Origin of the sequence: Mycolicibacter algericus DSM 45454 (genome assembly GCF_002086455.1) — a bacterium.
Taxonomy (GTDB): Bacteria; Actinomycetota; Actinomycetes; order Mycobacteriales; family Mycobacteriaceae; genus Mycobacterium; species Mycobacterium algericum.
In genome coordinates this window covers 1-23,649 of the sequence record NZ_MVHC01000026.1, presented here as the reverse complement: position 1 = coordinate 23,649, position 23,649 = coordinate 1, and the positions used below count along the sequence as shown (strand labels likewise).

Sequence of the window (23,649 nt, the reverse complement as noted above, 5' to 3'; positions counted from 1 at the left end):
GTTGACGTCCTCGCCCAGACGCCGGGCGGCCTAGCCGGGTGTCAAGCCTCGTTCGCTGGTGGCCTCGGTTCCGGTCATAGTTACCAGCGTACCGATTTGCCCCCACATTTCCCCCACATCCTGGGTCTAGCAGCGTCTATCTGGGGCTATCTCGATACACCTTAATCAGCAGGTCAGCGCGGTATATAGGTTGGCTACCTGCATAGAAATTAGGGTTCGAGTCCCTCCGCCCGCACAAATTTTTCCCGGATAAGGCCATGTCGCCAGTGCCTCGCCGGTGCGAGAATGGACGTCATCGTCCTCGCGGGATTGGTGCAGCATCATGAACAGAAAAGCAGTCTTGGTCACCTTCAGCGCGGTGCTGGCCGGTGTCATCGCAAACCCGCCGCCGACGGCGTTCGCCGACGATCCCAGCAATGAGGACCAGGTGTTTTTCGCCGAATTGGAACACGAGGGACTTCACCCCGACTACGCCAAACAGATCTGCGGCAGTGCCAAGTGCGAGTCGCTGCGTGATCTGCTGGTGCAAGAAGGCCATGCGGTCTGTTCGGCGTTGAGCGGCGCGCCGCGGCTGGTGCCGATCTCGGTGATCGCGCACCTGCAGGTGACACCCGCAGAAGCGCACGGCGTCATCACCGCGGCCCGGCACGCCTATTGCCCGCAATCGCCGGACCCGTACACCAAGACTGCGTGAGCCTCACGGCTCGCCGGCAACAATCCTCGCCTGCGCCTCACCGAGGGCCCCGGAGTCGCGGGCTTTGCGGGCATTGACCACCACGCCCACCGCGGCCAGCGCCCAGATGACGTACTGCACGGTCCAGGCCACCCGGAAGGCCGAGAACGAGAAGCCGCCCGCCATCGCGATGACGATCCCCATCGCCTGCATGATCACCAGCGTGGCGATGAAACCGCCGGTGTTGACCATGCCCTGCGCGGTGCCCAGCGCGGCCGGCGGGTTGTAGGTGCGGGCGAAGTCGAATGCCAGGATCGACACCGGCTGACCCGCCGAGATCACCACGATCAGCAACGCCAGCAACCAGTGTGGTGCGGGGGAGGGCAACGCCAGCAGCACGGCCCAGGTGCAGGCGGTCAGCGCGATCATCGCCAGCACCAGACCCGTCCGGTGCTGGGGCCGGCGCGCGGACAGCGTCCCCACCAACAGGCCGACCACGACGAAGGTTGCCACCGACAGCGTCAGGAACGCACCGGCCAATGCGCGTGACAGCCCCTGTGCAGTAGTCAGGTAGGGCACGCCCCACATCAGCGCGAAGACGTTCGCCGAGAACGGCGTGCCCAGGTGGGTGAAGAAGCCCAGCTTGGTGCCGGGCCGGGACCAGACCGTCTTCACCTCACCGAACGCCGCCCGAAACGTCCGCGGCTGCATGGTGATCGGCGCCCCGGGCGGAGCGTCCCGGCACACCGCGAGGGTCAGCGCGACCGCCAGCACCCCAAGGGCGGCCGCCGACAGGTAAGCCGCCGTCCAGCCCTGGTGCAGCAGAATCGCCAGGAACGGTACGGCCGAGAGCAACTGGCCGAACTGGCCGCAGATCCCGGTGAGCTGGGTCAACAATGGGACACGGTCCGGCGCAAACCAATTGGGCAGCAATCTGATGACCGAGATGAACACGAACGCGTCGCCCAACCCGACGACGCCGTACGCCCCGATCGCGATCGGCAGCGAATGGGTCAGTGACAGCGTCAACTGGGCCGCGGAGAGCACCGCGACGCCGGCGGCGATCATCGCCTTGGGGCCGAACCGGTCCAGCAGCACTCCGGCCGGAATCTGCATCGAGGCGTACACGATGAGCTGCAGGATCACGAACGACGACAGCGTGCTCGGCCCGGTGCTGAACCGGTCGGCGGCGTCTAGGCCCGACACCCCGAAGGTGGTGCGGTCCAGCACCGCGACCACATAGGACAACAAGCCGGTGCCCCACACCGCCCAAGGACGCCATGAGCGACCTGCGATCCGTGCCTGTGTCACCCGGCCATCCTGCCCTGCGGCGGTGAGACGCCCGTGATCGACGGGGTGCTGCCGTATCGTTTGGCGCGTGTTGGTTTCTCGGCGCGACGTGCTCAAATTCGCTGCGGCCGCCCCGGCCGCGATCGGTTTGGGCGCCGCGGCATCGGCAGTGTCGGCCACGACGGCCCAGGCGGAGCCGTTGGGCATCCTGCTGGACTACTCGGCCGGCGTCCTGACCGCCGAAGAGATCCGGGCAGCCGGCGCCGTCGGCGCCATCCGCTACGTCTCGGATCGCCGGCCCGGTGCCGACTGGATGCTCGGGAAGCCGATCCAGCCGGCCGAGGCGCACGATCTGCACCAGAACGGCCTGCAGATCGTGTCCTGCTACCAGTACGGCAAACAGGCGACCGCCGACTGGCTGGGTGGTCAGCAGGCCGGCGCCGAGCACGCCCAACGCGGCTCGCACCTGCATGCCGCGGCGGGCGGCCCCGACGACGCCCCGATCTACGCCTCCATCGACGATGACCCGTCCTACGAGCAGTACCGGGCGCAGGTGGCCCCCTACCTTCGCGGCTGGGAATCGGTGATCGGGCAGCACCGTACCGGTGTGTACGCCAACTCCAAGACCATCGAGTGGGCCGTGCAAGACGGCCTGGGTTCCTACTTCTGGCAGCACAACTGGGGCTCGCCGGGCGGTATCGCGCACCAGGTGGCCAACCTGCATCAGGTCGAGGTCGACAAGCGCAAGGTCGGCGACGTCGGTGTCGACATCAATCAGATCCTGACGCCCCGGTTCGGTCAGTGGGCCTGACCCGCGCCGGGGCGACAGGGCACGGGCTGGGCGGCCCGGCGGCGGCTCGTCGGGTGGCGCGGATCACGGTGCCGGGTTGACACTGCGTCAGTGGCTGTCTACGACGCCTGACCCGGCCGGATTCAAACATAACGATTAGATAACAATGCAGCCTTGATCAGCGCTGTTGTGGCTACTCGACCGTAACCCCGCGCATGCAGGACGTTTGGTCGCCGACGATCGAAGCGTGGTCGGAGCGCGTGATATCCGCAGGTGGGTTACCCGAGCGTAGAACTCACGAGTAACCAATTAGCTGCAGAAACGGCACAGGTTCTTATGACACTCTTACTGCTGTAGCGCGGCCGCGACGACGCGAGAGCCCGCTGCCCGATCGGGGCCAAGCCGGTCATGCCGGCAGGCACAACAAAGACGCGATGTTCCAGAGCAGGGGAGATATCTAACGTGACGATCCACGAACATGACCGGGTGTCCGCTGGCGGGACCGGCTCGGGCCCGTTCGCCAACGCCTCGTCCGCCCTGGTGGATCGCCTCACGGCCGGCGAGCCGTACGCGGTGGCCTTCGGCGGCCAAGGCAGTGCCTGGCTGGAGTCTCTTGAGGAGTTGGTCTCCTCCGCCGGCATCGAGACCGAGTTGGCCACGCTGGCCGGCGAGGCGGACCTGCTGCTGGAGCCGGTCGCCAAGGAACTCGTCGTGGTCCGGCCGATCGGCTTCGAGCCGCTGCAGTGGGTGCGTGCGCTGGCCGCCGAGGACCCGATCCCGTCGGCCAAGCAGCTGACCTCGGCCGCGGTGTCGGTACCGGGCGTGTTGCTCACCCAGATCGCCGCGGTGCGGGCACTGGAACGCCAGGGCCTGGACCTGGCGGCCGCCCCGCCGGTCGCCGCGGCCGGCCACTCGCAGGGCGTGCTGGCCGTCGAGTCGCTGAAAGCCGGGGGCACCGCCGACGTCCAGTTGCTGGCGATCGCCCAGCTGGTGGGGGCCGCCGGAACGCTGGTGGCCCGCCGTCGCGGCATCTCGATCCTCGGGGACCGCCCGCCCATGGTGTCGGTGAACAACGCCGACCCGGAACGCATCCAGGAACTGCTGGAAGAGTTCGCCACCGATGTGCGCACCGTGCTGCCGCCGGTGCTGTCCATCCGCAACGGCCGGCGTGCGGTCGTCATCACCGGCACCCCCGAACAGCTGTCACGGTTCGAGCTGTACTGCGAGCAGATCGCCGACAAGGAGGCCGCCGAGCGCAAGAACAAGCTGCGCGGCGGCGCGGTCTTCGCGCCGGTCTTCGAACCGGTGCAGGTCGAGGTCGGTTTCCATTCGCCGCGGCTGTCCGACGGCATCGAGATCGTCGGTAAGTGGGCCGCCCAGATCGGTTTCGACGCCGACGGCGTCGCCCTGGCGCGTTCGATGGCCGAGTCGATCCTGGTGGACCAGGTCGACTGGGTGGACGAGATCACCGCGCTGCACGACGCCGGCGCCCGCTGGATCCTGGACCTGGGCCCCGGCGACATCCTGACCCGGTTGACCGCACCGGTGATCCGCGGCTTGGGCATCGGGATCGTGCCGGTGGCCACCCGCGGCGGGCAGCGCAATCTGTTCACCATCGGCGCCGTGCCGGAGGTGGCCCGGCCGTGGACGAGTTATGCCCCGTCGGTGGTGCAGCTGCCCGACGGCCGGATCAAGCTCGACACCAAGTTCACCCGGCTGACCGGCCGGTCGCCGATCCTGCTGGCCGGTATGACGCCGACCACCGTCGACGCCAAGATCGTCGCCGCGGCCGCCAACGCCGGGCACTGGTCGGAGCTGGCCGGCGGCGGGCAGGTCACCGAGGAGATCTTCAACGACCGGGTCGCCGAACTGACCACGCTGCTCGAGCCGGGCCGCACCGTACAGTTCAACTCGTTGTTCCTCGACCCCTACCTGTGGAAGCTGCAGGTCGGCGGAAAGCGGTTGGTGCAGAAGGCCCGTCAGTCGGGCGCCCCGTTCGACGGCTTGGTGATCAGCGCCGGCATCCCGGAACTCGAGGAAGCCGTCGAGCTGATCGGCGAGCTCAACGAGGCGGGCATCAGCCACGTGGTGTTCAAGCCCGGCACCGTCGAGCAGATCCGGTCGGTGATCCGCATCGCCGCCGAGGTGCCCACCACCCCGGTGATCGCACACGTCGAGGGCGGCCGTGCCGGTGGTCACCACTCCTGGGAGGACCTCGACGACCTGCTGCTGGCGACCTACTCCGAGCTGCGTTCGCAGCCCAACATCACGCTGTGTGTCGGCGGTGGAATCGGCACCCCCGAGCGTGCCGCCGAATACCTGTCCGGACGCTGGTCGCAGGACCACGGCTTCCCGCTGATGCCCGTCGACGGCATCCTGGTGGGGACCGCGGCGATGGCCACCAAGGAGGCCACCACCTCGCCCGCGGTCAAGCAGATGCTCGTCGACACCACCGGCACCGACCACTGGATCGGCGCAGGAAAAGCCCAGGGCGGCATGGCCTCCTCGCGCAGCCAGCTCGGCGCCGACATCCACGAGATCGACAACACCGCCTCACGGTGCGGCCGGCTGCTCGATGAGGTCGCCGGTGACGGCGACGCGGTCGCCGCCCGCCGTGACGAGATCATCGCCGCGCTGGCCGACACTGCCAAGCCCTACTTCGGTGACGTCACCGAGATGACGTACGCGCAATGGCTGCGCCGGTACGTGGAGCTGGCGATCGGCGACGGCGACTCGACCGCTGACACCGCGTCGCCGGGCAGCCCCTGGCTGGCCGACACCTGGCGGGAGCGGTTCGGCTCGATGCTGCAGCGCGCCGAAGCCCGGCTCAACGAGGTTGAGTCCGGCCCGATCGAGACGCTGTTCACCGTCGGCGACGCCGCGCTCCTGGAGCGTCCGGCTGACGCCATCGCCGCACTGGTGGCCCGTTACCCCGACGCCGAGACCGTCGTGCTGCACCCGGCCGACGCGCCGTTCTTCACCCAGCTGTGCAAGACCCCGGGCAAGCCGGTCAACTTCGTGCCGGTGATCGACAAGGACGTGCGCCGCTGGTGGCGCAGTGACTCGCTGTGGCAGGCGCACGACGCCCGCTACACCGCCGAGCAGGTCTGCATCATCCCCGGCATCACCGCCGTGGCCGGTATCACCCGGGTCGACGAGCCGGTCGGCGAACTGCTGGACCGCTTCGAGCAGGCGGCGATCGACCAGGTGCTGGCCGCCTCGAAGAACGACGGGGTGCAGCCCCGACCGGTGACCGCGCGCCGTCAGGGCCGCCTCGACGTGACCGGCCCGCTGGCCGTACTGCTCGACGCGCCCGACGTGCTGTGGGCGGGCCGTACCGCCACCAACCCGGTGCACCGGATCGGCGCCTCCGATGAATGGCAGGTGCAGGAGAACCGGGCGGCCACCCACCCGACGACCGGGGCGCGTCTCGAGGTCAGTTCGGACCGCAACGTCGAGCTCAGCGTGCCGCTGTCCGGCGTCTGGATCACCATTCGCTTCACCGTGCCGCCATCGGTCGCCGACGGCGCCACCCCGCTGGTCTCCACCGAGGACGCTGCCGCCGCGATGCGCGCGGTGCTGGCCATCGCGGCCGGAGTCGACGGACCGGGGGCGTTGCCACCAGTGGTCGATGGCGCCGCCACCGTGACGGTGGAGTGGAACCCGGAGCAGGTCGCCGACCACACCGGGGTGACCGCCACCTTCGGCGCACCGCTGGCGCCCGGACTGTCCACCGTGCCCGACGCGCTGGTCGGCCGGTGCTGGCCCGCGGTGTTCGCCGCCATCGGCGCGGCGACAACCGACGCCGGGTTCCCCGTCGTCGAGGGTCTGCTGTCGCTGGTGCACCTGGACCACGCCGCGCATCTGCTGGCCGCGCTGCCGGCCGAGCCGGCCGAATTGTCCGTCACCGCAACGGCTTCGGCGGCCACCGACACCGAGGTCGGTCGGGTCGTCCCGGTCTCGGTGAGGGTTGCCGCAGCCGACGGGACGGTGCTGGCGACCCTCAAGGAGCGGTTCGCGATCCGCGGGCGCACCGGCGCCGCGGAACTGACCGACCCGGTCCGGGCCGGCGGTGCGGTTTCCGACAACGCCACCGACACCCCGCGTCGTCGCCGCCGCGATGTCACCGTGACCGCGCCGGTCGACATGCGGCCGTTCGCGGTGGTCTCCGGTGACCACAACCCGATCCACACCGACCGGGCCGCCGCGCTGCTGGCCGGTCTGGGCGGTGCCAATGGTGAGGGGGGCCCGATCGTGCACGGCATGTGGCTCTCGGCCGCGGCTCAGCACGTGGTCACGGCCACCGATGGCCAGGCCCGCCCGCCGGCCCGGCTGGTCGGCTGGACGGCGCGCTTCCTGGGCATGGTCAAGCCCGGCGACGACGTCGACTTCCGGGTCGACCGGGTCGGAATCGACCTGGGTGCCGAGGTTTTGGAGGTGTCGGCAAGGATCGGCTCGGATCTGGTGATGTCGGCGACCGCTCGGCTGACCGCCCCGAAGACCGTCTACGCGTTCCCGGGACAGGGCATCCAGCACAAGGGCATGGGCATGGAGGTCCGGGCCCGTTCCAAGGCCGCCCGCAAGGTCTGGGACTCCGCGGACAAGTTCACCCGCGAGACCCTCGGCTTCTCGGTGCTGCACGTGGTGCGCGACAACCCGACATCCCTGATCGCCTCCGGCGTGCACTACCAGCACCCCGAGGGCGTGCTGTACCTGACGCAGTTCACCCAGGTGGCGATGGCCACGGTGGCGGCCGCGCAGGTCGCCGAGATGCGTGAGCAGGGTGCGTTCGTCGAAGGCGCGATCGCCTGCGGCCACTCGGTGGGTGAGTACACCGCGTTGGCCTGCGTCAGCGGTGTCTACGAACTGGAGGCGCTGCTGGAGGTGGTGTTCCACCGCGGCTCGAAGATGCACGACATCGTGCCGCGTGATGCCCTGGGGCGTTCCAACTACCGGTTGGCCGCCATCCGGCCCTCGCAGATCGACCTCGACGACGCCGACGTCACCGCGTTCGTCGCCGAGATCGCCGAGCGCACCGGGGAATTCCTGCAGATCGTGAACTTCAACCTGCGTGGTTCGCAGTACGCGATCGCCGGCACGGTCGCCGGCTTGGAGGCCCTTGAGGAAGAGGTGGAGCGGCGTCGTGAGATCTCCGGTGGCAAGCGATCCTTCATCCTGGTGCCCGGTATCGACGTGCCGTTCCACTCCAGCGTGCTGCGTATCGGCGTGGATGACTTCCGGCGTTCGCTGGAGCGGGTCATGCCGCGGGACAAGGACCCCGACCTGATCATCGGCCGCTACATCCCCAACCTGGTGCCCAAGCCGTTCAGCCTGGACCGCGAGTTCATCCAGGAGATCCGGGATCTGGTGCCGGCCGAGCCGTTGGACGAGGTGCTCGCCGACTACGACACCTGGCGCAACGAGAAGCCTGCCGAGCTGTGCCGCAAGGTCGTCATCGAGCTGCTGGCCTGGCAGTTCGCCAGCCCGGTGCGCTGGATCGAGACCCAGGATCTGCTGTTCATCGAGGAAGCCGCCGGCGGTCTGGGTGTGGAGCGGTTCGTCGAGATCGGGGTGAAGTCGGCCCCGACGGTTGCCGGGCTGGCCACCAACACCCTCAAGCTGCCCGAGTACGCCCACAGCACAGTGGAAGTGCTCAACGCAGAGCGCGACGCCGCGGTGCTGTTCGCCACGGATGAAGACCCGGAGCCGGAAGATGAGCCGGTTGCCGAGGATTCCGACGCCGGCGCGCCGGAAGGGCGGACTGAGCCTGATGCCGCCCCCGCCGTCGCCGCGGCTGCGCCTGCGGCGCCGTCCGGCGGCCCGCGTCCCGACGACATCGGCTTCGACGCCGCCGACGCCACGCTGGCACTGATCGCATTGAGCGCCAAGATGCGTATCGACCAGATCGAGGCGCTGGACTCCATCGAATCCATCACCGACGGGGCATCCTCGCGGCGCAACCAGTTGCTGGTGGACTTGGGTTCGGAGCTGAACCTGGGCGCCATCGACGGTGCCGCCGAGGCCGACCTGGCCGGTTTGAAGTCCCAGGTGACCAAGCTGGCGCGCACCTACAAGCCGTACGGCCCGGTGCTGACCGACGCCATCAACGACCAGCTGCGCACCGTGCTCGGGCCGTCGGGCAAGCGGCCGGCCGCCATCGCCGAACGGGTCAAGAAGACCTGGGAGCTCGGCGACGGCTGGGCCAAGCACGTCACCGTCGAGGTGGCGCTGGGCACCCGCGAAGGCAGCAGTGTGCGGGGCGGTGCCCTGGGCGGCCTGCACGAGGGCGCGCTGGCCGACGCGGCCGCGGTCGACAAGGTTGTGGACAGTGCTGTCGCTGCCGTCGCGGCGCGGCACGGCGTCAGTGTCGGCCTGCCGTCGGCCGGCGGTGGCGCCGCGACAGTCGATGCCGCCGCGCTGGGTGAGTTCACCGAGCAGATCACCGGCCGCGACGGCGTGCTCGCCTCGGCGGCCCGGTTGGTGCTGGGGCAGCTTGGCCTGGATGACGCGGTGATCGCGCCGGACAGCGCTAGCGACAGCGAGCTGATCGACCTGGTCAGCGCCGAGCTGGGGTCGGATTGGCCGCGGCTGGTGGCGCCGGTGTTCGACGGGCGCAAGGCGGTGCTGTTCGACGACCGTTGGGCCAGCGCCCGCGAGGATCTGGTCAAGCTGTGGCTGACCGACGAGGGCGACATCGACGCCGACTGGCCGCGGCTCGCCGAGCGCTTCGAAGGCACCGGCCACGTCGTCGCCACCCAGGCGACCTGGTGGCAAGGCAAAGCGCTGGCGGCGGGACGGCAGATTCACGCCTCGCTGTTCGCCCGCATCGCCGCGGGCGCGGAGAACCCCGGCAAGGGCCGTTACGCCCACGAGGTCGCCGTCGTAACCGGTGCGTCGAAGGGCTCGATCGCCGCGTCGGTGGTCGGACAACTGCTCGACGGCGGTGCGACCGTCATCGCGACCACCTCCAAGCTCGACGACGACCGGCTGGGCTTCTACCGCAACCTCTACCGCGACCACGCCCGGTTCGGGGCGGCGCTGTGGGTGGTGCCGGCCAACATGGCCTCCTACGCCGACATCGACGCCCTCGTCGAATGGGTGGGCACAGAGCAGTCCGAAAACCTTGGGCCGCAGTCGATTCACCTCAAGGACGCGCAGACCCCGACGCTGCTGTTCCCGTTCGCCGCGCCGCGCGTGGCCGGGGACCTGTCGGAGGCCGGTGCGCGGGCCGAGATGGAGATGAAGGTGCTGCTGTGGGCGGTGCAGCGGCTCATCGGCGGCCTGTCGAAGATCGGCGCCGAACGCGACATCGCCTCCCGGCTGCACGTGGTGCTGCCCGGCTCGCCCAACCGCGGCATGTTCGGCGGTGACGGCGCCTACGGTGAGGCCAAGGCCGCGCTGGACGCGGTGGTGGCGCGCTGGAAAGCCGAGTCGTCGTGGGCGTCTCGGGTCAGCCTGGCGCACGCGCTGATCGGCTGGACCCGCGGCACCGGGCTGATGGGCCACAACGACGTCATCGTCGACGCGGTCGAGGAAGCCGGCGTCACCACCTACTCGACCGAGCAGATGGCGGCCATGCTGTTGGGGTTGTGCGACGTCGAATCCAAGGTGGCCGCGGCCAACGCGCCGATCGAGGCAGACCTCACCGGTGGGCTGGCCGAGGCGAACCTGGACATGGCCGAGCTGGCCGCCAAGGCCCGCGAGGAGATGACGGCGGCTGCCGGAGAGGACACAGCCGAGGCCGCGGAGTCCGCGAATACCATTGCGGCACTGCCGAGCCCGCCGCGCGGTTACACCCCGGCGCCGCCGCCGGCCTGGGACGACCTCGACGTCGACCTGGCCGACCTGGTGGTCATCGTCGGCGGCGCCGAACTGGGCCCGCTGGGCTCGTCGCGCACCCGTTTCGAGATGGAGGTATCCGGCGAGCTGTCGGCCGCCGGGGTGCTCGAACTGGCCTGGACCACCGGACTGATCAAGTGGGAAGACGACCCGACCCCCGGCTGGTATGACACCGAAACCGGTGAGCTCGTCGACGAATCCGAGCTCGTCGAGCGCTACCACGACACCGTGGTGGAGCGGGTGGGCATTCGCGAGTTCGTTGATGACGGCGCGATCGACCCCGATCACGCCTCGCCGCTGCTGGTCAGCGTCTTCCTGGACAAGGACTTCTCGTTCGTTGTCTCCAGCGAGGCCGACGCGCGGGCGTTCGTCGAGTTCGACCCCGAGCACACCGTGGTGCGTCCGGTGCCGGACTCGTCCGACTGGCAGGTGATCCGCAAGGCGGGCACCGAGATCCGGGTGCCCCGCAAGAGCAAGCTGTCGCGCACCGTGGGAGCGCAGATCCCGACCGGGTTCGACCCGACAGTGTGGGGGATCAGCCAGGACATGGCCACCTCCATCGACCGGGTGGCGCTGTGGAACATCGTCGCCACCGTGGACGCGTTCCTGTCGGCCGGCTTCACCCCGACCGAGCTGATGCGCTGGGTGCACCCGTCGCTGGTGGCCAGCACGCAGGGCACCGGTATGGGCGGCATGACCTCGATGCAGACCATGTATCACGGCAACCTGCTGGGACGGTCCAAGCCCAACGACATCCTGCAGGAGGTCCTGCCCAACGTCGTTGCCGCGCACGTGGTGCAGAGCTACGTCGGCTCCTACGGCGCGATGATCCACCCAGTGGCCGCCTGTGCCACCGCGGCGGTATCGGTCGAGGAGGGCGTCGACAAGATCCGGCTGGGCAAGGCCGAACTGGTGGTCACCGGCGGCTACGACGACCTGACCCTGGAAGCGATCATCGGCTTCGGTGACATGGCGGCCACCGCCGACACCGAGATGATGCGCGCCAAGGGCATCAGCGACTCGAAGTTCTCCCGCGCCAACGACCGCCGCCGGCTGGGCTTCGTCGAAGCGCAGGGTGGTGGCACCATCCTGCTGGCCCGCGGCGACCTGGCGGCCAAGATGGGCCTGCCGGTGCAGGCGGTGGTGGCCTACGCGCAGAGCTTCGCCGACGGCGTGCACACCTCCATCCCGGCCCCCGGCCTGGGGGCCCTCGGCGCCGGCCGGGGCGGCAAGGACTCGTTGCTGGCACGCTCGCTGGCCAAGCTCGGTGTCGGGCCCGACGACGTCGCGGTGGTCTCTAAGCACGACACCTCGACGCTGGCCAACGACCCCAACGAGACCGAGCTGCACGAGCGGCTGGCCGACTCGATGGGGCGCTCTGACGGCGCGCCGCTGTTCGTGATCAGCCAGAAGAGCCTGACCGGGCACGCCAAGGGCGGCGCAGCGGTCTTCCAGCTGATGGGCCTGTGCCAAGTGCTGCGCGACGGGGTCATCCCGCCCAACCGCAGCCTGGACTGCGTCGACGATGAGCTGGCCACCGCCGGGCACTTCGTGTGGGTGCGTGAGCCGCTGCACCTCGGGGAGAAGTTCCCGCTCAAGGCAGGGCTGGTCACCAGCCTCGGCTTCGGTCACGTCTCCGGTCTGGTGGCGCTGGTGCACCCGGCGGCGTTCCTGGCCGCGCTCGACCCGAGCCAGCGCGAGGCGTACCTGGAGCAGGCTTCCAGCCGTGTGCTCGACGGTCAGCGTCGGCTCGCCTCGGCGATCGCCGGCGGCCGCCCGATGTACGAGCGGCCCGCGGACCGGCGGTTCGACCACGACACGTCGGAGAAGCGTCAGGAGTCGGCGATGCTGCTCAACCCGGCGGCACGGCTCGGCGACGGCGACGTCTACATCGGTTAGCCTCGGCCGTTATGAGCATCGTTGGCGTCGGGATCGACCTTGTCTCGATTCCCGACTTCGCCGAGCAGGTCGACCAGCCCGGGACGGTATTCGCCGAGACGTTCACCCCGGGTGAGCGCCGGGACGCCTCCGACAAGAGTTCGTCGGCGGCCCGGCACCTGGCCGCCCGCTGGGCGGCCAAGGAGGCGGTGATCAAGGCGTGGTCGGGGTCGCGGTTCGCCCAGAAACCGGTGCTGCCGGAAGCGATTCACCGCGACATCGAGGTCGTGACGGACATGTGGGGGCGCCCGAAGGTGCGGCTGTCCGGGGACATCGCGCGCCACCTGGCGGACGTGACGATCCACGTGTCGCTGACGCATGAGGCCGACACCGCCGCCGCCGTCGCCATCCTGGAGGCCTAACCTTTGCCGCGAGCGTGCGTGTTTGCACACGGCGCGCCGCGCGAAATCGGCATTCTGCGCACGCTCGCGCCGGGCGGGGTAGCCGCTAACCTCGACGCCATGAGCGATCTGGTTCAGCGAGTTCACGACATCCTGCCGTCAGTACGGGCTGATCTGGAGGAGTTGGTGCGCATCGAATCGGTGTGGGCCGACCCGGTGCGCCGGCCCGAAGTGCAGCGCAGCGCGCAACTGTCCGCAGACCTGCTGAGCCAAGCGGGATTTCCCGACGTGCGAATCGTCGCCGAGGGTGGCGCACCAGCGGTCATCGCCCGCTATCCCGCGCCCGAAGGCGCGCCGACGGTGTTGCTCTACGCCCACCACGACGTGCAGCCCGAGGGCGACGCGACCCAGTGGGCGTCGCCGCCATTCGAACCGACCGAGCGCGACGGCCGACTCTACGGCCGCGGCAGCGCCGACGACAAGGCCGGCATCGCAACACATCTGGCGGCCTTCCGGGCACACGACGGCCGACCGCCGGTCGGGGTGACGGTCTTCATCGAGGGCGAGGAGGAGTCCGGCTCGCCGTCACTGGGCGCGCTACTCGCCGCGCACCGCGACGCGCTGCGCGCCGATGTGATCGTCATCGCCGACTCCGACAACTGGAGCACCGAGGTTCCGGCGTTGACGGTGTCGCTGCGCGGGCTGGCCGACTGCGTAGTGGAGGTTGCCACCTTGGACCACGGCCTGCATTCGGGGTTGTGGGGCGGCGTGGTGCCCGATGCGCTGAGCGTACTGGTCCGACTGCTGGCAAGTCTGCACGACGACGACGGCAACGTCGCAGTTGCAGGACTTCACGAAGAAGGGCGGGGGCCTTCGGATTTCCCGGCTTACCCGCCGGAACGGGTGAGGGCCGACACCGGCCTGCTCGACGGGGTGGCCGAGATCGGTTCCGGCTCGGTGCCGCAGCGGCTATGGGCCAAGCCCGCGATCACCGTCATCGGTATCGACACCACCAGCATCGCGGCGTCGTCGAACACGCTGATCCCACGGGCGCGCGCCAAGATCAGCATGCGGGTGGCTCCCGGAGGTGACGCGGCAAAGCATTTGGACGCGCTGAAATCCCATCTGGAACAACATGTCCCGTGGGGCGCGCAGCTGACCGTCACCCCCGGTGATATCGGCCAGCCGTATGCCATCGACGCCACCGGCCCGGTGTACGAGGCCGCCAGGGCCGCTTTCCGGCAAGCATGGGGCGTCGAACCGGTCGACATGGGTATGGGTGGTTCGATTCCGTTCATCGCGGAATTCGCCGCTGCCTACCCGCAGGCCACGATCCTCGTCACCGGGGTGGAAGATCCGGCAGCGCAGGCGCACAGCATCAACGAGAGCCTGCACCTGGGGGTGCTGGAACGCGCCGCGACCGCCGAGGCGCTACTGCTGGCGAAGCTGGGCACGTCGACCGGGTAGGGCCACTCACGGCCCGGCGGCGGCTGCTTCCAGCCCGGCGATGTCGAGTTTGACCATCGCGTACATGGCCTGCTTCACCCGTTGCACGCGCTCGCGGTCCGGATCGGTCATCAACTCCGACAGCCGTTGCGGGATCACCTGCCAGGACAGGCCGTAGCGATCGGTGAGCCAGCCGCACTGAACTTCCTTACCGCCGCGGCCCAGCCTCTCCCAGTAGTAGTCGACCTCCGCCTGGTCGGCGCAGTAGACCTGGATCGAGATGGCCTCGTTGAACGTGAAGTCCGGTCCGCCGTTGATCGCGGAGAACGCCCGGCCGTCCAGATCGAACAACACCTCCAGCGGGGTGCCGTCGCGCTCGGGATTCTCCGGGCCCCAGTACGAGATGTCGCTGACCGTCGAATCGGGAAAGATCGAGACGTAGTATTCGGCGGCTTCCAACGCCTGGGTGTCGAACCACAAACTGGTCCGCGTCACGGGCATGAGCTGCTCCTTGCCAAGCAGTGGCTATACCGACAAGTCCCGCCGCAGTTTGGCCACATGACCGGTGGCTCGCACGTTGTACTGCGCGACGGCGATCTTGCCCTGCTCGTCGACGACGAACGTCGAGCGGATGACGCCCTGTACGGTCTTGCCGTACATCTTCTTCTCACCGAACGCGCCCCAGGCCGCCAGCACGGTGCGGTCCGGGTCGGACAGCAGCGGAAACGTCAGCCCTTCGGCGTCGCGGAACTTGGCCAGCTTGGCGGGCTTATCCGGGGAGATGCCGACGACGTCGAGACCGGCGTCGTTGAAGTCACCCAGATCGTCCCGGAAGTCGCAGGCCTGCTTGGTGCAGCCGGGCGTCGAGGCCGCCGGGTAGAAGTAGACGACGACCCGTCGTCCCCGGTAGTCGGCCAGTGACACGGTGTTGCCGTCGGCGTCGGGAAGGCTGAACGCGGGCGCTTCGTCGCCGGGCGTCAGGCGTACGGACTCGGTCGCTCGGTCCTCCACTGAAAGCCCCTTTCTGCTCGCCGGAGCGTGAGACCACGCCCGGCTGCTCTAGGGTAGTTCGGCAGGGCCAGCATCAGGCGGACAGGGAGGACGACAGTGGCGGAGCGCGATCCCGACACGATCAAGAAAGACATCGATGCCGCGCGCGAGCAGCTGGCGTCGACGGTCGACATCCTCGCCGATCGGGCAAACCCCCGGCACCTGGCCGAGCGCGCCAAGACCCGCGCGGTCGAGATCGTCACCAAACCCGCGGTGATGGCCTCGCTGGCCGGCATCGGCGGCCTGCTAGTGGTCCTGGCGATTCGCCGGGTCCGCAACCGCTGAGCCCAGCTGCGCTAATGCAAACGGCCGGGAAGGACCAAGTCCCTCCCGGCCGTCGTGCACCGTAACTGTCAGGCGCCCCAGATACTGCCGTCGAACAGGCTTGACAGGAAGTCCCCATCAAACAGGTCGGCTCCGGCCTCCCCGGGGTCGGGAACGTCCACGGCGTTGACCGGCAGATGCGCGGTGCCCACCGTGATCGCCTCGGCCGCCCGTGCCGCCCATTCATTCGTCAGCAGGTCGACGATGCCACCTTCGGTGAGCAGACCTGTGAAGACGTCGCCGGTCTCGGGCACGACGTACCCGTTGAGGTAGCTGTTCAGCACGTCCGCGGGCAGGTTGAACAGTGCCTCCAGGTCGCCGCCGGATGCAGCGCCGATGTTCTCAACCAGCTGGTATATGGCACCGATTGTTGGCGCCATCAGTGCATCGCTGGCCTGCTTGATGAAGGCCCAACCAACGAGGGGGCCGATGAACTCGTTCAGCAGGCTGGACTGGTTCATCGCCTCCAGTGCGGGGATGGACAGCACCGGGCCCAGGGCTTTGCCTGCCTCCTCGATGCCGTACAGCAGCCAGATGTTCACGTAGTTGAAGGCCTCGAAGCTGTTTTCGCTCCCGCTGATCTGGCTCATCAGCTCTTCCAACCCCGGGTACTTGAAGTGACCTTCGGCCATTGCCTGGCCGCCGTCCCCGTTGATCAAGAGGTCGACCGCACGTTCGATGCCGGCGAAGCCCGAGGTGATGGTCCGTCCATCTGGGAGGTCCTGGGGACGCATGTCCAGCGGGACGTTTTCCATGCCCATGATCAGCTGAAGGTAGTCGCTCTGGTTGCTGGCGTACTGGTCCAGCAGCGCGTTGACGTTGGAGTTCTCCGTCAGCGCGGCGATACTTTCATTGGTCCGCTCGAACAGCGATTCCCAGCCCGTCAACTGCACAGCGTGGTGCCGGAAGTCCTGCAGGGCCGGCGCAACCGGGTTGACGGCGATCAGGCCCGCTCCTGCTAACGCGATGCCGGCGGCCGCGATCCGGGTCGCCTGCCCGGCACTGCGCCGGGTCGTATCGAGATGTAGGACGAACTCCACAGCTAGCTCCTTGTCGATTTGCTGTACGGTACCCGAGAGTTTGAGTACAGAACCCTGCGAGCCCGACAATAACGGCGATCCATAGGGAAAGCTAACCTAACTCTCGAAACGCTGGGTGAACATTAGGTATGCCTGAGGTATTGCCTTGGCATATGCCCAGTGCTTAGGCGCTCAGTTGGGCGGAGCAAACCCGGGCGGCGACGCCGTCACGGCCCTCGCCCGAAACCCCAGGCAAGTGTGGAGGCCAGCTAGGTGGCGGCTCCGGACCGCGTTAGTCGCGGACCCCTGCACAGCAGCAAATGAGAAGGCCAGCGAATACACTTACCGTTCAGGTTGTCGCACCAGGCCTGAGGCAAGTGTGAGGCAGACGCAGGAGCGTCTGCGAATGTGTTGGCCGACTGCTGCTGCTCCGGCAGGTTGTTATGGCTAACGGAAACCTGGGACTACCAGCGCATATGCTCCGGAACGGAGGGGTGTAGATGTGGCTAGGTATGTGTCGCTAACGCCCATCAAGGATGAATGACGACGGATTTCGTGGCGACCCGAAACGATCCATCGAATATGAGCGACAGCTCACCGAGCGGTCGTTGGGCAAGCTGCTGGGCTAGCAGTAATTGGCAAGAACGCGGGCCAAGGCGTCACGCTCGGACTGAGTCACCCAGAGTCCGTAGCGCGTTTTGACGTCGATGATGCGGGTGGCGTAAGTGCATCGGTACGTCTTGTTCGGTGGTAGCCAGGTGGCGGCGTCGCCGGAGGCTTTCTGGCGGTTGGCCGCTGCGGTGGTGGTTTGCAGGTTGACGGGGTCGTTGGCAAAGTTGCGGCGGGTCATGTAGTCCCAGGATTGCGCGCCTTTCTGCCAGGCGTCGAGGAGGGGCACGATGTGGTCGATCTGGATTCGGCTCGATGATCCGGGCCCGCGCTGGTAGAGGATGGTGTCGCCGGTGTACGGGTCGCGGAGTGCTCCGGACAGGACGATGCAGGTTTGGCGTCCGGGCTTGAAGCCGGCGCCGGTGAGGTCGCGGCGGAGGATGTCGTTGCGGGTGTCGCAGCCGTTGTGGCCGCCTTCTACGGTGACGTCGTCGGACCATGGCTTTCCGAAGAGCGCGCGGTCGTAGTGGGTTTTGGGTGCGCGGCCTTTGATGGGAAGGGTGTTGAGCTTCGCCAGGGCGGGGCTGGGGGCGGCGACTGCGCGTGAGGTGGTGGGATAGTTCGATGTGACGACGGTGGAGGCGGTCGATCCGTGGTCTGTTGCCAGGACGATGGCAAAGAAGAAGACCGCGCAGGCGATGGCGGAGATGAGCGCGATTCGCACGGGCTTGCTCACTGCATGGACAGTAGTTCACTTCCCGTTTCTCCGAGGTTGCGTTAGAGAAAAGGTCGATCGCGTTGCAGTGAACATCTATGCCGTCTTGGTCGGGGGCGTTCTGGAGAGACCACGTTCCCGTTCCCCGCTGAACTACGACGGCCGCGATGAGAGCTGGTGGATCGGGTGGAGCGCTACCCGGTGCGTCTCTCGTCAGCCAGTCTGGTCGCGGTCGTCGTCAGCGCCATCGATTCGCCCCATGTCCGGTTTGCCCGTCGGGTCAAATGGCGCTGACTGCGAAGCGTTCGCGGTGGCCCGCTGCTGGCTGGCGGAAGCCTCTTCAAGCCGGGCCACTTCGTGGGAGTGCTGTGACAGCTTTTCCGCGCGGCTCATAAAGAATGAACATCCAATGGATCTGGCTACTCTGGTGAGGCCGAAAACAGCCTCTGAGCTGTGCGCCGTCAGGGTTTCGAACCCCGGACCCGCTGATTAAGAGTCAGCTGCTCTACCAACTGAGCTAACGGCGCTGGGCGGTCACGACCGCGAGGACGACAATAACAGGCGCCGCACCGCGGAGAAAAATCACCTGGCACGGGGCCGGGATTGCACGGCGGAGCGGCACACCCGATTACCCATTACACTGCGGGCGAGCAGTTTGAGCTGGGTCAGGTGGGAAAAAGCATGGGGCAGGTTCGTTCGACACAGCGCTGCCGGGGGTATCGGTCCCGGCTGGCGGCAGTGCTGATGGTGCCGGTTGCGGTGTGGGGGTTGAGCGCCTGCGGCGGCAATGCCGACGCGGAGGCGGCGAAGATCATCGCCGACAAGGGCACCCCGTTCGCCGATCTGCTGGTGCCCAAGGTCACCGCGTCGGTCACCGACAAGGCGGTCGGCGTGGCCGTGGACGCACCTGTGACGGTGACCGCCGAAGACGGCGTGCTCGATTCGGTCACCATGGTCAACGAATACGGTGCGGTGGTCGACGGCAAGCTCAGCCCCGACGGGTTGACGTGGTCGACGACCGAGCCGCTCGGCTACAACAAGCGCTACACGATGAACGCCAAATCGCTGGGGCTGGGCGGGGTGACCAGTCGGCAGATGACGTTCCAGACCCATTCGCCGCAGAACCTGACCATGCCGTATGTCATGCCCCGCGATGGCGAGGTAGTCGGCGTCGGTCAACCGGTGGCGATCCGGTTCGACGAGAACATCGCCGACCGGGTGGCGGCCGAAAAGGCGATCAAGATCACCACCGATCCGCCGGTGGCGGGCGCGTTCTACTGGCTGAACAACCGCGAAGTACGGTGGCGCCCACAGTCGTTCTGGAAGCCCGGGACCAGGATCGACGTGGCGGTCAACACCTACGGCGTGGATCTGGGCAACGGCGTGTTCGGCCAGGACGACGCCTCGAGTCACTTCGTCATCGGCGACGAGGTCATCACGACCATCGACGACAACACCAAATCGATGGTGGTGCGGATCAACGGTGAGATCGTCAAGACTATGCCGGTGTCGATGGGCAAGGACAGCACGCCGACGAACAACGGCACCTACATCGTCGGCGAACGTTTCCCGCACATCGTGATGGATTCCTCGACCTACGGAGTGCCGGTCAACTCACCCAACGGCTATCGCACCGATGTGGACTGGGCCACGCAGATCTCCTACAGCGGGATTTTCGTGCACTCGGCGCCGTGGTCGGTGGGCGCCCAGGGTTACTCCAACGCCAGCCACGGCTGCATCAACGTCAGTCCCAGCAACGCATTGTGGTTCTACGACCACGTCAAGCGTGGCGACGTGGTGCAGATCAGCAATACGAGCGGGCCGCTGCTGCCTGGCACCGAGGGCCTGGGCGACTGGAATGTGCCCTGGTCGCAGTGGGAAGCCGGCAACGCGCAGGATCCGGTTCGCTGATGCCCTAGCGGGCGTCAGGCAGGGGCCGGTTCGCCTTCTTCGCGCAGGTACTCTTCGCTGCCGTTGGGGTAGCCGCCGCCGAACGTGGTGATGTGCACGTGGTCGTAGTGGCCGTTGCCTCCGCCGCTGGGCCCGGCGGGCGTGTAGTAGGTGCCGCGCCAGATCGCGTCCTGTAGCGCGAACCGGCCGGCGTTGCGCAGTGCGTAGGCCACGATCTCATCGCCGAGGGCGATACCCTCCGGGCTGCCCGGGTTGGGGATCATGATGTCGATCGCCAAGCCCGACGGGTGCCAGCGCTGCCCGTCCGGCCGTACGCCGATCATGTTGTGCACCTGCGGGAACGCCTCGCTGATGCTGCGCGACAGGAGGATCGTCTTGACCTGCATGCCGCGCTCATTGGCGATGCCGGGCGGCAGCGCCTGCGGCGCCGGCATGGACCAGTTGGTCACCAGGTCGGGCGCCGGCGGCCCCCAGTCCTGCGGCGGGGGCGGCGGCGCGTCGGCGGCACCCGCAGGCAGGGCCTCGTCATTGTTGGGCGGCTCAGCGCCGACACCGCCGGCCAAGAAAACGGCGGCGGGCAACACAGCCGTCGCCGCTAGCACCGTGGATTTCATGCGCAGATCAAGCAGTCCTTGCGTGAGCACGCAGGGAACCGTAACCAAAATGTAACTTCGATACCAAACCCGGCACGCCAGGAGCCGTTACAAAAAGGCGCCGCAGTGACACGTTTTGGGGGCGGGCTCGCCGGACTCGAGCCCGTGTCGGCAGCCCCGACAAGGGGCGCTGACCAGCGTCGATCAGGGAGCGTAGGTGATGTTGACCCTTGATGGTGGCGGGACTGCTGGTCCTGCGGCAAGGACGTCGGATGTCGGGCAGATACTTCAACTTGGCCATTGACAAGGCGGATCGAGTTCTCCCACGTGGAGACAGCCCGAAGCCGTTGGAGGTCGAGATCGGCTACCGCGAACCGAAGAACTCATCCATGCACATGCGCGACGCGCTACGGCGCTTCAAGGGGGCGACGGCCCAAGGGTCATCTCCATCGCACAACACACGATCTGCCCCGACACCCTTCGCTGACCGCCGTCAAGGGGAACCGCCTGATGAAAGCCGTGCTCGTTGCGTTCGCAGCCGCGTCGTGAGAGTCGGGCGCGCCATTCTGCAAAAACGAGTCAGGCCCCCTCGAAAGGGGGCCTGACCTGCGGGGTGGCTGACGGGACTCGAACCCGCGACACCCAGGATCACAACCTGGTGCTCTACCAACTGAACTACAGCCACCATTGCTGCCCGCCGAAGCGAGCAGCGTCGTCGATACTAGCCGCTTGGGCGCTCGGCAACCGAATCGATTACCCCGGACGCCTCCGCTGACGGTCCCAGTTCCGCGGCGACCACGGCGATATCGCTGGTAGGCGGTCCGGGAGGGGCGACGAACGCGGTGCGGCGGTAGAACTTGAGCTCGCGGATGGATTCATGGATGTCAGCGAGTGCCCGGTGCGCCAGCCCCTTCTCCGGCTGCCCGAAGTAAATCCGCGGATACCAGCGCCGGCATAACTCCTTGATCGAGCTGACGTCGATCATCCGATAGTGCAGGTAGTCGTCGAGGGCCGTCATGTCGCGGGCCAGGAAACCGCGGTCGGTGCCGATCGAGTTGCCCGCCAGCGGAGCCGTCTTGGCCTGTTTGACGTGGGTTCGGACGTAGTCGAGCACCATCTTCTCGGCGGTGGCCAGGTCGACGGTCGAAGCCTTGACCTCGTCGATCAGACCCGACCGGGTGTGCATGTCCGTCACGACGTCGCTCATCGCGTCCAGGTCGGCGTCGTCGGCGTGGATCACCACGTCGATACCGTCGCCGAGGATGTTCAGCTCGCCGTCGGTGACCAACGCGGCGATCTCGATCAGCTTGTCCGAGCCCAGATCCAGGCCGGTCATCTCGCAGTCGATCCAGACCAGTTCGTCTCGCGCAGCGCTCACAAGTAGCCCAGGTTAGCCGTTCGCCGCCCCCGTGGCCGCATACCGGTGCCCTGCGGCCAAGTAATGTCGTGGCCTGTGAGTCCCGATTCGGCGGCGAACGCCGCACAGCAGATCGCGGCCGGCTACACCGCCGAGGGTCAGGCCCTGGAATTGGGCACGGTCGTCATCGACGGCGCCGCCGACCCCACCGCGCAGGTCCGCATCCCGCTGGCCACCTTGAATCGCCACGGGCTGGTGGCCGGCGCGACCGGCACCGGCAAGACCAAGACGCTGCAGGTCATCGCCGAGCAGCTGTCCGCGGCCGGCGTGCCGGTGGTGATGGCCGACGTCAAGGGCGATCTGTCCGGGCTGTCGCGGCCCGGTGAGTCGGGGAACAAGATCACCGAACGCGCCACCGATACCGGTGATGAGTGGACTCCGACTGAGTTCCCGACCGAATTCCTGTCACTGGGCACCGACGGTATCGGTGTGCCGGTGCGGGCCACCATCTCCAGCTTCGGCCCGATCCTGTTGTCGAAAGTGCTGGGACTCAACGCCACCCAGGAGTCGACGCTGGGGCTGATTTTCCATTGGGCAGATCAGAACGGTTACCTGCTGCTGGACTTGAAGGATCTGCGTTCGGTGATCAGCTACCTCACCAGCGATCAGGGCAAGCCGGCGCTCAAGCAGCTGGGCGCGGTGTCGCCGGCCACCGCGGGGGTGATCCTGCGGGCACTGGTCAATCTGGAAGCCGAGGGCGCCGACACCTTCTTCGGGGAACCGGAACTGGACCCCAAGGACCTCATCCGGCTCGACTCGCAGGGCCGCGGCATCATCTCGCTGCTGGAACTCGGCGACCAGGCGGCGCGCCCGGTGCTGTTCTCCACCTTCTTGATGTGGGTGCTGGCCGACCTGTTCACCTTCCTGCCCGAGGTCGGCGACCTCGACAAACCCAAGCTGGTGTTCGTCTTCGACGAGGCGCACCTACTGTTCACCGATGCCTCCAAGGCGTTTCTGGAACAGGTCGAGCAGACCGTCAAACTGATTCGCTCCAAGGGCGTCGGCGTGTTGTTCTGCACGCAGTTGCCCACCGATGTGCCCAACGCGGTGCTGTCACAGCTGGGCGCACGCATCCAGCACGCGCTGCGCGCCTTCACCCCCGACGATCAGAAGGCGCTGAGCAAGACGGTGCGCACCTATCCGAAAACCAAGGTGTACGAGCTGGAGTCGGCGTTGACGTCACTGGGCATCGGCGAAGCGATCGTTACCGTGCTCTCCGAACGCGGTGCTCCGACCCCGGTCGCTTGGACCCGGTTGCGGGCGCCCCGGTCATTGATGGCGGCCATCGGCGCCGACGCTGTCGCCGCAGCCGCCAAAGCCAGTTCATTGCAGAGCACCTACGGACCCACCGTCGATCGGGAATCGGCCTACGAATTGCTGTCCGAGAAGCTGGCGGCCGGGCAGGGCAGCCGACCCCCACAAGGTGACGGCGCCGCAGTGCCGGAGCCGAAGCGATTGCGCTGGTGGCAACGCTTCGGGCGCTGGCTCAGCCACTTCCTGTCCACCCGGGAGGGCAAGCGGGTGGTGAGTGCGGTCACCACCGTGGTCGTCGGGCAGATCACGCGGGGCGCGATGGGCACCGGCCGTCGCAAGCGCTGATCTCGGTGGCGACCCGCTAGTGTCCTGAGTCATTAATTCGTCGGCAGTAGTTGGCGATGGATTCCAGGATTTGGTCGGCGGTTTTGGTCCAGACG

General features: G+C 67.6%; 15 protein-coding genes and 2 tRNA genes. 8 read left to right on the top strand and 9 right to left on the bottom strand.

Translation table 11 applies throughout. The annotated features are described in order from the left end of the window. Positions 1-322 precede the first annotated feature (322 nt). On the top strand, positions 323-694 hold the full coding sequence (locus tag BST10_RS17990) for a DUF732 domain-containing protein (protein WP_041317539.1): 372 nt from the start codon (positions 323-325) through the stop codon (positions 692-694). Positions 695-697: 3 nt separating this feature from the next. Here BST10_RS17990 and BST10_RS17985 read toward each other — a convergent pair whose 3' ends face one another. After that, positions 698-1,939, bottom strand: a complete 1,242-nt coding sequence (locus BST10_RS17985; RefSeq protein ID WP_013828317.1) for an MFS transporter — start codon at positions 1,937-1,939, stop codon at positions 698-700. A 112-nt stretch (positions 1,940-2,051) separates the two neighbouring features. Between BST10_RS17985 and BST10_RS17980 the strand changes: the two genes are divergently transcribed. The 4 genes from BST10_RS17980 to BST10_RS17965 all read left to right on the top strand — a co-directional run bounded on the left by BST10_RS17980 (position 2,052) and on the right by BST10_RS17965 (position 14,338). After that, the gene (locus tag BST10_RS17980; protein ID WP_083039570.1) at positions 2,052-2,774 is read left to right on the top strand and encodes a DUF1906 domain-containing protein; all 723 of its coding nucleotides are present in this window, start codon (positions 2,052-2,054) and stop codon (positions 2,772-2,774) included. Between the two features lie 441 nt (positions 2,775-3,215). Continuing rightward, positions 3,216-12,491 carry a type I polyketide synthase gene (locus BST10_RS17975; protein ID WP_083039568.1) on the top strand — a complete coding sequence of 3,092 codons (9,276 nt, stop codon included), beginning with the start codon at positions 3,216-3,218 and terminating at the stop codon, positions 12,489-12,491. Between the two features lie 11 nt (positions 12,492-12,502). Continuing rightward, positions 12,503-12,892, top strand: a complete 390-nt coding sequence (gene acpS / locus BST10_RS17970) for a holo-ACP synthase AcpS (protein ID WP_013828320.1) — start codon at positions 12,503-12,505, stop codon at positions 12,890-12,892. A 99-nt stretch (positions 12,893-12,991) separates the two neighbouring features. Beyond that, complete coding sequence (locus BST10_RS17965) at positions 12,992-14,338, top strand: dipeptidase (RefSeq protein WP_083039565.1); 1,347 nt, start codon at positions 12,992-12,994, stop codon at positions 14,336-14,338. Between the two features lie 6 nt (positions 14,339-14,344). Here the strand turns inward: BST10_RS17965 and BST10_RS17960 are convergent, their stop codons facing one another. After that, positions 14,345-14,818 (bottom strand): VOC family protein, encoded by a 474-nt coding sequence (locus BST10_RS17960; protein WP_041317545.1) that lies wholly within the window; start codon positions 14,816-14,818, stop codon positions 14,345-14,347. A 24-nt stretch (positions 14,819-14,842) separates the two neighbouring features. Beyond that, positions 14,843-15,328: a thioredoxin-dependent thiol peroxidase gene (gene bcp, locus BST10_RS17955; protein WP_013828323.1), complete on the bottom strand. Its 486-nt coding sequence runs from the start codon at positions 15,326-15,328 to the stop codon at positions 14,843-14,845. A gap of 96 nt (positions 15,329-15,424) precedes the next feature. On the opposite strand from bcp, the gene BST10_RS17950 reads away from it, so the two are divergent. Further along, a complete protein-coding gene (locus BST10_RS17950) occupies positions 15,425-15,652 on the top strand; it encodes a DUF3618 domain-containing protein (protein ID WP_013828324.1) in 228 nt (75 codons plus the stop codon). Positions 15,653-15,720: 68 nt separating this feature from the next. On the opposite strand, the gene BST10_RS17945 is transcribed toward BST10_RS17950, so the two are convergent. From BST10_RS17945 to BST10_RS17930, 3 genes are all read right to left on the bottom strand, one after another. Further along, the gene (locus tag BST10_RS17945; RefSeq protein WP_013828325.1) at positions 15,721-16,731 is read right to left on the bottom strand and encodes a hypothetical protein; all 1,011 of its coding nucleotides are present in this window, start codon (positions 16,729-16,731) and stop codon (positions 15,721-15,723) included. Positions 16,732-17,335: 604 nt separating this feature from the next. Continuing rightward, on the bottom strand, positions 17,336-18,055 hold the full coding sequence (locus tag BST10_RS17940) for an HNH endonuclease family protein (RefSeq protein ID WP_371869084.1): 720 nt from the start codon (positions 18,053-18,055) through the stop codon (positions 17,336-17,338). Positions 18,056-18,488: 433 nt separating this feature from the next. Continuing rightward, positions 18,489-18,561, bottom strand: a tRNA-Lys gene (locus BST10_RS17930). Positions 18,562-18,715: 154 nt separating this feature from the next. On the opposite strand from BST10_RS17930, the gene BST10_RS17925 reads away from it, so the two are divergent. After that, complete coding sequence (locus tag BST10_RS17925; RefSeq protein WP_041317548.1) at positions 18,716-19,945, top strand: L,D-transpeptidase; 1,230 nt, start codon at positions 18,716-18,718, stop codon at positions 19,943-19,945. Positions 19,946-19,959: 14 nt separating this feature from the next. Here the strand turns inward: BST10_RS17925 and BST10_RS17920 are convergent, their stop codons facing one another. From BST10_RS17920 to orn, 3 genes are all read right to left on the bottom strand, one after another. Next, on the bottom strand, positions 19,960-20,559 hold the full coding sequence (locus tag BST10_RS17920) for a VldE C-terminal domain-containing protein (RefSeq protein WP_083039609.1): 600 nt from the start codon (positions 20,557-20,559) through the stop codon (positions 19,960-19,962). Between the two features lie 591 nt (positions 20,560-21,150). Continuing rightward, a tRNA-His gene (locus tag BST10_RS17915) sits at positions 21,151-21,223 on the bottom strand. A gap of 36 nt (positions 21,224-21,259) precedes the next feature. Then, positions 21,260-21,916: an oligoribonuclease gene (gene orn / locus BST10_RS17910; RefSeq protein WP_083039561.1), complete on the bottom strand. Its 657-nt coding sequence runs from the start codon at positions 21,914-21,916 to the stop codon at positions 21,260-21,262. Between the two features lie 75 nt (positions 21,917-21,991). Between orn and BST10_RS17905 the strand changes: the two genes are divergently transcribed. Next, the gene (locus BST10_RS17905; protein WP_083039559.1) at positions 21,992-23,554 is read left to right on the top strand and encodes a helicase HerA-like domain-containing protein; all 1,563 of its coding nucleotides are present in this window, start codon (positions 21,992-21,994) and stop codon (positions 23,552-23,554) included. Positions 23,555-23,649: the final 95 nt, after the last annotated feature.

What these genes read in the sequence shown, in the direction of transcription:
- BST10_RS17990 (WP_041317539.1), top strand. Translation starts at nt 323, where the DNA reads ATGAACAGAAAAGCAGTCTTGGTCACCTTCAGCGCGGTGCTGGCCGGT.
- acpS (WP_013828320.1), top strand. Translation starts at nt 12,503, where the DNA reads ATGAGCATCGTTGGCGTCGGGATCGACCTTGTCTCGATTCCCGACTTC.
- BST10_RS17965 (WP_083039565.1), top strand. Translation starts at nt 12,992, where the DNA reads ATGAGCGATCTGGTTCAGCGAGTTCACGACATCCTGCCGTCAGTACGG.
- BST10_RS17960 (WP_041317545.1), bottom strand. Translation starts at nt 14,818, where the DNA reads ATGCCCGTGACGCGGACCAGTTTGTGGTTCGACACCCAGGCGTTGGAA.
- BST10_RS17925 (WP_041317548.1), top strand. Translation starts at nt 18,716, where the DNA reads ATGGGGCAGGTTCGTTCGACACAGCGCTGCCGGGGGTATCGGTCCCGG.
- BST10_RS17920 (WP_083039609.1), bottom strand. Translation starts at nt 20,559, where the DNA reads ATGAAATCCACGGTGCTAGCGGCGACGGCTGTGTTGCCCGCCGCCGTT.